Below are 367 nucleotides of genomic sequence, written 5' to 3' on the forward strand. Positions count from 1 at the left end.
GTACTTCGACCTCGGTGAGCTGCGCGGTTACCACTACCACACCGGTGTGGTGTTCGCCGTGTTCGTGCCGGGCGAGGGGCAGTCGATTGCCCAGGGCGGGCGCTATGACGACATCGGCGCCGATTTTGGCCGGGCACGCCCAGCCACAGGTTTCTCCACGGATTTGAAGACCCTGGTCACACTGGGGCGAGCGGAGGTCGTATTGCCAACTGGCGGCATCTGGATGCCCGACAGTGGCGACGCGGCCCTCTGGCAGCAAGTCTGCCAGTTGCGCAGCGAGGGCCAGCGTGTGGTTCAGGCTCTGCCTGGCCAGCCGTTGAGTGCTGCTCTCGAGGCGGATTGTGATCGGCAATTGATTCAGCAAGAC

Annotated in this window: 1 protein-coding gene; it reads left to right on the forward strand. The window is 64.0% G+C overall.

Features of this window, described 5'->3' with window-relative positions:
- A partial coding sequence (locus QWI17_RS03320) for an ATP phosphoribosyltransferase regulatory subunit (protein ID WP_302721080.1) occupies nucleotides 1-367 on the forward strand: 367 nt, incomplete at both ends.

Origin of the sequence: Gilvimarinus gilvus (assembly GCF_030518155.1) — a bacterium.
GTDB lineage: Bacteria > Pseudomonadota > Gammaproteobacteria > Pseudomonadales > Cellvibrionaceae > Gilvimarinus > Gilvimarinus gilvus.